This is a genomic window from Achromobacter sp. D7-1 (assembly GCF_059760445.1).
The window spans coordinates 1-8,412 of record NZ_JCBAMT010000147.1; the positions used below are offsets into that span (position 1 = coordinate 1).

Annotated in this window: 7 protein-coding genes; 5 read left to right on the forward strand and 2 right to left on the reverse strand. The window is 65.5% G+C overall.

Features of this window, described 5'->3' with window-relative positions; genetic code table 11:
* Positions 1 to 83 precede the first annotated feature (83 nt).
* Positions 84 to 1,592: a leucyl aminopeptidase gene (locus AC6LKD_RS32080; protein ID WP_498118500.1), complete on the reverse strand. Its 1,509-nt coding sequence runs from the start codon at positions 1,590 to 1,592 to the stop codon at positions 84 to 86.
* Between the two features lie 57 nt (positions 1,593 to 1,649).
* On the opposite strand from AC6LKD_RS32080, the gene lptF reads away from it, so the two are divergent.
* Complete coding sequence (gene lptF, locus AC6LKD_RS32085; RefSeq protein ID WP_013392249.1) at positions 1,650 to 2,753, forward strand: LPS export ABC transporter permease LptF; 1,104 nt, start codon at positions 1,650 to 1,652, stop codon at positions 2,751 to 2,753.
* Between the two features lie 51 nt (positions 2,754 to 2,804).
* Here the strand turns inward: lptF and AC6LKD_RS32090 are convergent, their stop codons facing one another.
* Complete coding sequence (locus tag AC6LKD_RS32090; protein ID WP_492274806.1) at positions 2,805 to 3,725, reverse strand: LysR family transcriptional regulator; 921 nt, start codon at positions 3,723 to 3,725, stop codon at positions 2,805 to 2,807.
* Between the two features lie 223 nt (positions 3,726 to 3,948).
* Here AC6LKD_RS32090 and AC6LKD_RS32095 point away from each other — a divergent pair, with 223 nt between their 5' ends.
* The 4 genes from AC6LKD_RS32095 to AC6LKD_RS32110 all read left to right on the forward strand — a co-directional run bounded on the left by AC6LKD_RS32095 (position 3,949) and on the right by AC6LKD_RS32110 (position 8,313).
* The gene (locus AC6LKD_RS32095) at positions 3,949 to 5,166 is read left to right on the forward strand and encodes an ABC transporter substrate-binding protein (protein WP_498118501.1); all 1,218 of its coding nucleotides are present in this window, start codon (positions 3,949 to 3,951) and stop codon (positions 5,164 to 5,166) included.
* Between the two features lie 95 nt (positions 5,167 to 5,261).
* Positions 5,262 to 6,755, forward strand: a complete 1,494-nt coding sequence (locus tag AC6LKD_RS32100; RefSeq protein ID WP_013392252.1) for a CoA-acylating methylmalonate-semialdehyde dehydrogenase — start codon at positions 5,262 to 5,264, stop codon at positions 6,753 to 6,755.
* 94 nt (positions 6,756 to 6,849) lie between these two features.
* On the forward strand, positions 6,850 to 7,794 hold the full coding sequence (locus AC6LKD_RS32105; RefSeq protein ID WP_013392253.1) for a CysB family HTH-type transcriptional regulator: 945 nt from the start codon (positions 6,850 to 6,852) through the stop codon (positions 7,792 to 7,794).
* Between the two features lie 195 nt (positions 7,795 to 7,989).
* A complete protein-coding gene (locus AC6LKD_RS32110) occupies positions 7,990 to 8,313 on the forward strand; it encodes a DUF2325 domain-containing protein (protein WP_013392254.1) in 324 nt (107 codons plus the stop codon).
* Positions 8,314 to 8,412 lie beyond the last annotated feature (99 nt).

The following is an 8,412-nucleotide window of genomic DNA, read 5'->3' on the forward strand; positions in this document are numbered from 1 at the left end:
CCACCTGGCAGGCGGTGCGCAAGCGGTCGGGCGCGCCGAAGGCGAAGTCGATGCGCGTCATGCCGGCTTCCGTTGCTGCGGTTTCAAGCCTGGTCCAGCAGGTACTGCATCAGCAGCGGCACGGGGCGGCCGGTGGCGCCCTTGTCCTTGCCGCCGCGCCAGGCGGTGCCGGCGATGTCCAGGTGGGCCCAGCGGTACGAGGTGGCGAAGCGCGAGAGGAAGCAGGCCGCCGTGACCGCGCCCGCCGGCGGGCCGCCGATGTTGGCGAGGTCGGCGAAGTTGGACTTGAGCTGTTCCTGGTAGGCGTCGTCCATCGGCATGCGCCATGCCGTGTCCAGCGACTGGCGGCCGGCGGCGGCCAGCGCGTCGGCCAGGGCGTCGTCCTTGGAGAACAGGCCGCTGTTGACGTTGCCCAGGGCCACCACGCAAGCGCCGGTCAGCGTGGCGATGTCGATGACGGCGGACGGCTTGAAGCGTTCGGCGTAGGTCAGCGCGTCGCACAGCACCAGGCGGCCTTCCGCATCCGTGTTCAGGATTTCAATGGTCAGGCCGGCCATGCTGGTGACCACGTCGCCCGGCTTGTTGGCCTTGCCGCTGGGCAGGTTTTCGCAAGCGGGGATCAGGCCGACCACATCCAGCGGCAGCTCCAGTTCGGCCAGGGCACGGAACGAACCCAGCACGCTGGCGGCGCCGCACATGTCGTACTTCATTTCGTCCATGGTGGCGGCGGGCTTGAGCGAAATGCCGCCAGCATCGAAGGTGATGCCCTTGCCGACCAGCACGATGGGGCCTTGCGCGCCCTTGGCGGTCTTTTTGGCGGCCTTGTTGCCGGCGTGGCGCAGCACGATGAAGCGCAGCGCTTCCTCGGAGCCGCGCGCGACCGACAGGAACGAGCCCATGCCCAGCGCTTCGACCTGCTTGCGGTCCAGCACTTCCACCTTCAGCGACTTGAATTCGCGGGCCAGGCGCTTGGCGGTTTCGCCCAGGTAGGTCGGCGTGCAGATATTGCCGGGCAGGTTGCCCAGCGTGCGGGTCAGGTCCATGCCGTTGGCGATGGCGCCGCCTTCGCGCAGGCCCTTCTGGGCCTGGGCCGCGTCGGCGCGCTCGACGACCTGGACGATCTTCTTGAGCTTGGGGCGGGCGTCGCGGTCGGGCTTGCCGAAGCTAGCGTCGTAATGATAGGTGGCGCTGCCGGCCGCGATGGCGGCGCTGCGCGCGCGGGCGATGACGGCCACGTCGGCGATCGGGTTGGCGACCAGCGTGGACACGCCCTCGGTCAACTGGGCCGACACGCAGGCTGCGGCGAAGGCTTGCTCGGCCGAAGCGTGGGCGCGGGCCGAATACTCTTCCTGCTTGCCCAGGCCGACCAGCACCACGCGCTGCGCGGACACGCCGGGCAGGTTGCGCAGGGTCAGCGTGGAGCCGGCGCGGCCGCGGAACTCGGCCTTGACCACCGAACGCACGGCGCCATTGGAGGCGCGGTCGATGAGGTCGGCGGCGGGGCTCAACACGCCTTCGGCATACACCCCGACAGCCAGGGCGGCGGTTTTGACTTGGTGCAGGGAAGCAGTGGTCTGTGTGCTAAATTCCATGAGGGTTTCCCGTGTACGTCTGTGTAGAATGCGGTCGATTATCCCGCATATTCTCCCATGTCTCTATTCAAACGCTCTGTCGTCAGCGAGATCACCAGTCACGCTGGCGTTGTCTTTTCCACGTTGCTCATCGTGTGGCTCAGCGTGCTGCTCGTGCGCCTGCTCGGTGAAGCCGCTGGCGGCAACATCGGAGCCGACGTCGTGGTGGTGCTGGCCGCGCTGTCGACCATTACCGCCTTGCCGACCATCCTCGCGGTCTCCGTCTTCATCGCGGTCCTGACCACCGTCACGCGCAATTACCGTGAATCCGAAATGGTGGTGTGGTTCGCCAGCGGCCTGTCGCTGGCCGATTGGCTCCGCCCGGTGCTGCGCGTCGCCATCCCCGTGGCGCTGGCGGTGGCGGGCCTGACGCTGGTGGCGGCGCCCTGGGCGTACCGCCAGATCGGCGAATACCACGAACGCTTCGAGCAGCGGTCCGACCTGTCCAAGGTCACGGCCGGCCAGTTCGCGGAATCGTCCGGCGGCAACCGCGTGTTCTTCGCCGAAGATCCCCTTACACCCAGCGATGAACTGGGCAATGTGTTCGCGCGCGAAAACGGCCCCGAATGGCTCAGCGTACTGACCGCAAGCAAGGCGCACAGCGAAACCATGCCCAACGGCGACCGCTTCCTGGTGCTGGGCGAAGGCCATCGCTACGACCTGAAGCCGGGCACCCCCGAGATCCGCCTGGTGCACTTCGACAAGTACGGCCTGCGCCTGGAAAGCAAGTCGGGCGGCGATCCCGTGGCGGAAGCGCGCGCCAATGCGGAGCGCTCGGCCAAGGCGCGCACCACGCCCCAACTGATCGCCGACAACACCAACAGCAGCTGGTCGCAAGTCATGTGGCGCATCTCGCTGCCATTGGCCGCGCTGAACCTGGCGCTGCTGGCGATTCCCCTGGGCGCCGTCAATCCGCGCCTGGGTCGATCGGGCGACCTGCTCATCGCCGGCCTGGTGGGCCTGCTGTACATGAACCTGATCAACCTGTCGCGCGCCTGGATCTCCAACGGCAAGCTCAGCTTCGGCCTGGGCGTGTGGGCGATCCACGCCGCGGTGGCGGCGCTGACGGTCTTCCTGCTGATGCGGCGCCTGCGCGTGAAGGCGCCCAAGAACAGCGCTTGACGCCACCAGACCCGACGCCTTGCGGCCCGCCCAGAGCGGGCCGCGGCGTTTTCAGGGCAGGTACTTCATCGTGCCGCCCTTGCCGGCCAGCAGGTCGGCGTTCTTCAGCACCGACTTGCGGATGAAATCCCATAGGGCCGTCACGCGCTTGAGCTTGCGCAGGTCTTCATGGCAGTACATCCAGAACGAGCGCGTGATCTCGACCTCATCCGCCAGCACCGGCGTCAGCCGCGGATCCTGCGCGGCGATGAAGCAGGGCAGGATCGCCAGCGACTGGCCCTGCAACGCGGCGTGGTATTGCGCCACCACGCTGGTGCTGCGCAACACCACCTTGCTGGCGGGCAGCAGGTCTTCCAGATAGCGCAGCCGCTCGCTGAACAGCAGTTCGTCGACGTAGCCGATGAAGGTGTGCTCGGCCAGGTCCGCGCGCTCCCTGATCGGCGGATGGCGGGCCAGATAGCCGGGCGTGCCGTACAGGCGCAGCGTGTAGTCGCACAGCTTGCTGCACACATAGGGGCCGCGCTGGGGGCGCTCGATGGTGATGGCCAGATCGGCCTCGCGCTTGGATAGGCTGACGAAGCGCGGCACCGGCAGGATGTCCAGGGTGATGTGCGGGTAGCGGCGCTGGAAGTCCGCCGCCAGCGGCGTCAGCACATAGCTGCCGAAGCCCTCGGTGGCGCCGATGCGCAAATGGCCCGACAGCGCCTGGCCGATGCCCGACAGGTTTTCACGGGCGGAGTGCACGGTGCTTTCCATCTGCTCGGCATGGACGAACAGGCGCTGGCCGTCCTCGGTCAGCACGAAGCCCGCGCTGCGCGACTTCTCGAACAGCAGCGTGTCCAGCTCGGCTTCCAGTGCGCGGATGCGCCGCGACACCGTGGTGTGTTCGACCCCGAGCTTGCGTGCGGCGGCGCTGACCCGCTGGGTGCGGGCCACTTCCAGAAAATATCTCAGGCTGTCCCAATCAAGCACTTTCCGGCTCTCCCAGGCCGGCCGCGCAGCGCGCCGCCGGCCAAATTCCACTTGTGCATGAATGCACAAGGAATGTGCATTTCTAGTGTTGCTTGTTGATTTTCACACATCTACACTGGGTCGGCGGGCTCAGAGCCTGTCGACAGGCTCTCCGGGGCTCAAGCCCTGGGACCGCAGGCCGCGCAGACGGCGCCATAACGCATAAAACTCAGGAGACAAATCCATGAAATTGCACGCACGCGGGCTGGCCGTAGGCTTGTGTCTGGGCGCCGCATTGGTCGGCCAGGCTCAGGCGGCGGACAAGCCGCCAGTGAAGATCGGCATTCTGACGGACATGTCTGGCACCTACGCCGGCATGGGGGGACCAGGTTCGGTGGCGGCGGCGCAACTGGCGATCGACGACTGCCTGGCGGCGGAATGCAAGGGCATGAAGATCGAGCTGGTGTCCGCGGACAACCAGAACAAGGCCGACGTGGGCGCGGCCAAGGCGCGCGAATGGTTCGACCGCGACGGCGTTACCGCCATCGCCGACTTGACCAACTCGGCGGTGGCGCTGGCGGTGCAGGGCATCGCGCGCGAAAAGAACAAGGTGGTGATGTTCTCCGGTCCCGCGACCACGGCGCTGACCAACAAGGAATGCTCACCCGTGGGCTTCCACTGGATGTTCGACACCTATTCGCAATCCGCCGGCGGTGCCAAGGCCACGGTGAGGGCCGGCGGCAAGTCCTGGTACTTCATTACCGTGGACTACGCCTTCGGGCACTCGCAGGAAGCCGATACCGCCAAGGCCGTGCAGGCGCTGGGCGGCACGGTGACAGGCAGCGTGCGCCATCCCCTGAACGCGCCGGACTTCGCCTCCTACCTGCTGCAGGCGCAGGCTTCCAAGGCCCAGGTCGTGGCGCTGGCCAACGGCGGCCAGGACACGGTCAACGCGGTCAAGCAGGCGCGTGAATTCGGCATCGTGGCCGGCGGCCAGCGTCTGGTGTCGCTGCTGATCTTCCTGTCCGACCTGCGCGCGCTGGGCCTGGAAAGCGCCCAGGGCCTGTCGTACGTGGACGGCTTCTACTGGGACTACGACGACGCCACGCGCCAGTGGTCCACGCGCTTCGAGAAGGCCTTCCGCGGCCTGAAGCCCACCATGACGCAGGCCGGCGTTTACTCCAGCGTGCGGCACTACCTGCGTTCGGTCGCGGCTTCCGGCAGCACCGACGGCAAGGTGGTGGCCGACAAGATGCGCGCGCTGCCCATCGAGGATCCGATCATGCGCAACGCGTCCATCCGTCCCGATGGCCGCGTGATCCACGACATGTACCTGTATGAAGTGAAAAAGCCGGCAGAGTCCAAGGGCGGCTGGGACTATTCCAAGCTGGTGGCCACCATCCCGGCCGCCGAGGCCTTCCAGCCCCTGGCGGATTCGAGCTGCCCGCTGGTCAAGAAGTAAACCCTGGGGCGCCGGCAGGCCATGGCCGCCGGCGCGCCTGAAGATCCATGACGCGGATTCCATCCGCATCGACTACGCAGTGTGAGGAGCATCAAATGAGTGAAGTCCCCCGCGTTCCGCTATTGATCGGCGGCAAGCTCGTGCAGTCCAAAACCACCGAATGGCGGGACGTGATCAATCCCGCTACCCAGGAGGTCGTCGCCAAGGTGCCCTTCGCCACGCGCGAAGAACTGGACCTGGCCATCTCCAACGCCAAGGAGGCTTTCAAGACCTGGCGCAACAGCGGGCAGGGCGCTCGCATGCGCGTCATGCTGAAGTTCCAGGAACTGCTGCGCGCCAACTCCGGCAAGCTGGCCGAAATGATCACCCGCGAGCACGGCAAGACCCTGCCGGACGCCGAGGGCGAAGTCGGCCGCGGCCTGGAAGTCGTGGAGCACGCCTGCTCCATCGCCAACCTGCAACTGGGCGAGTACGCCGAAAATGCCGCGTCCGGCATCGACGTCTACACGCTGATCCAGCCGCTGGGCGTGTGTGCGGGCATCACCGCGTTCAATTTCCCGGTCATGCTGCCTTGCTTCATGTTCCCGATCGCCGTGGCCTGCGGCAACACCTTCATCCTCAAGCCCTCCGAGCAGGACCCGACCTCCTCGCTGTTCCTGGCGCAGCTGGCGCTGGAAGCCGGCCTGCCGCCTGGCGTGCTGAACGTGGTGCATGGCGGCCCGGAAACCGCCAACGGCCTGTGCGAACACCCGGACATCAAGGCGGTCTCGTTCATCGGCTCGACCCGCGTCGGCACCGAGATCTACAACCGCGCCTCGGCCGCCGGCAAGCGCTGCCAGTCCATGATGGGCGCCAAGAACCACTGCGTGATCCTGCCGGACGCCGATCCCGAGGTCGCGCTGAACCAGCTGGTGGGCGCCGCCTTCGGCGCGGCCGGCCAGCGCTGCATGGCCTCGTCCGTGGCCGTGCTGGTGGGCGAAGCCCGCAACTGGCTGCCCGACTTCGTCGAGCGCTCCAAGAAGCTCAAGGTCAATTCCGGCATGGACCGCGAAGCGGACCTCGGCCCCCTGGTTTCGCCCAACGCCAAGAAGCGCGTCGAAAGCTTGATCCAGAAGGGCGTGGACGAAGGCGCCAAGCTGCTGCTGGACGGCCGCAGCCTGAAGGTCGCCGGCTTCGAGCAGGGCAACTTCGTGGGCCCGACGATTTTCGACGGCGTCACCGAAAACATGACCATCTACACCGAGGAAATCTTCGGACCGGTCCTGTGCGTGGTAGGCGTGGAAACGCTGGAGGACGCGGTGGCGTTCATCAACCGCAACCCCAACGGCAACGGCGTGGCGTTGTTCACCCAGGATGGCGGCGCGGCGCGCTACTTCCAGAACAACATCGACGTCGGCCAGGTCGGCATCAACGTGCCGATCCCCGTGCCGGTGGCGTGGTTCAGCTTCACCGGTTCGCGTGGTTCCAAGCTGGGCGACCTGGGCCCCAACGGCAAGCAGGCGGTGCAGTTCTGGACGCAGACCAAGACCGTCACTGCGCGCTGGTCGGCCCATGCCAAGAGCGTGAACACCACGATCTCGATGCGCTGAAGTGGGGACGCCTCGCATGTAAGCTTATATAAATAAGTTATATAACGAGGTGTCCTTATTACTTATAATTGGCCCGTCTATCAGGGGCCAATTCATGAACCTGCAGCAATTTCGTTTTGTGCGTGAAACCATCCGGCGCGACTTCAACCTGACCGAAGCCGCCCGGATGCTCTACACCTCACAGCCCGGCGTCTCCAAGGCGATCATCGAGTTCGAGGACGAACTGGGCATCAAGATCTTCGAACGGCACGGCAAGCGCATCAAGGGGCTGACCAAGCCCGGCCTGGCGGTGTCGCAGGTCATCGATCGCATCATGCGAGAAGTCGACAACTTGAAGAAGGTCAGCGACGAATTCGCACGCCGCGACGAGGGCGGCCTGGTCATTGCCTGCACCCACACCCAGGCGCGTTACCTGCTGCCGCGCGTGATTCCCGCGTTCCGCAAGCAATTTCCCAAGGTGCACCTCTCGCTGGCGGAAGGCAGTCCCGCGCAACTGGCCGAAATGGTGCTGCACGAGCAGGCCGACCTGGCCTTGGCGACGGAATCGCTGGCCTTGACGCCCGGCCTGGCAACCTTGCCGGTCTATGCCTGGGAACACACCGTGGTGGTGCGTCCGGATCATCCCCTGGCCGAATTGACCTCCAGCGCCGCCAAGCGCCTGTCGCTGGCGCAATTGGCCGAGTTTCCCATCGTCACCTATGACCGCGCCTTCACCGGCCGCAGCACCATAGACGAAATCTTCGCCAACCAGGGCATCCATCCGGACATCGTGCTGGAGGCCATCGACGCCGACGTCATCAAGACCTACGTAGACGTGGGCCTGGGCATCGGCATCATCGCGGGCGTGGCCTACGATCCGCGCCGCGACGGCAATCTGGTGGGCCTGCCCGTGGGCCATCTGTTCGGCACGCATACGACCCGGGTGGGCGTGAAAGCAGGGGTGTTTCTGCGCGACTACGTCTACACCTTCCTGGAAATGCTGGCGCCTTCGCTGACCCGCGCGGTGGTAACCGAGGCGGTGCAGGGCACGCCCAAGTAGCAGCCCGGTTCCCTGCGGACTGAAGGCGCGGCGCCATTGGGCGGCGCGCCTTTTTTCTTGGTGCGTCGCGGTCCGCGCTATCCCCTTTGATAGGCTCATAAAAATAATTAAATAAGAACTGATCTCATTTGAGTTGACTAAAAAATAGGAATCATTATCATTACATCCAGTCTCAACGACCCAGTGAGGTTCATCATGACGGCAGGATTAAGTGCAGTGGTAGTGGGCGCCGACCGCCTCGGCAACATCCCGGATCTGCTCAAAGGACACAATATTTCGATCACGCACCACATCAGCGGCCGTGATCCCTCGCATCAAAAGAAGACGTTGCAACTGCCCTCGGGCACCCAGCTGGTCATCCTGCTGACCGACTTCCTGGGCCACAACGTCATGAAAACCTTCCGCAACGCCGCGCAACGCGGCGGCATCCGCGTCGTGGCTTGTCGGCGTTCGGTGTGCAGCATGCAACAGGCCCTGCAGCAATGCGGCCTGTGCCCGCGTTCGGGCTCGGTGCACTGACAGCGCGGTCTGCCGCCGCCAAACAAAAAACTGGGGAGGCCGAAACGGCCTGCGGCCCCTGGGCCGCGAAGACAGATGAAAAACGCCGCCGGACTGGAA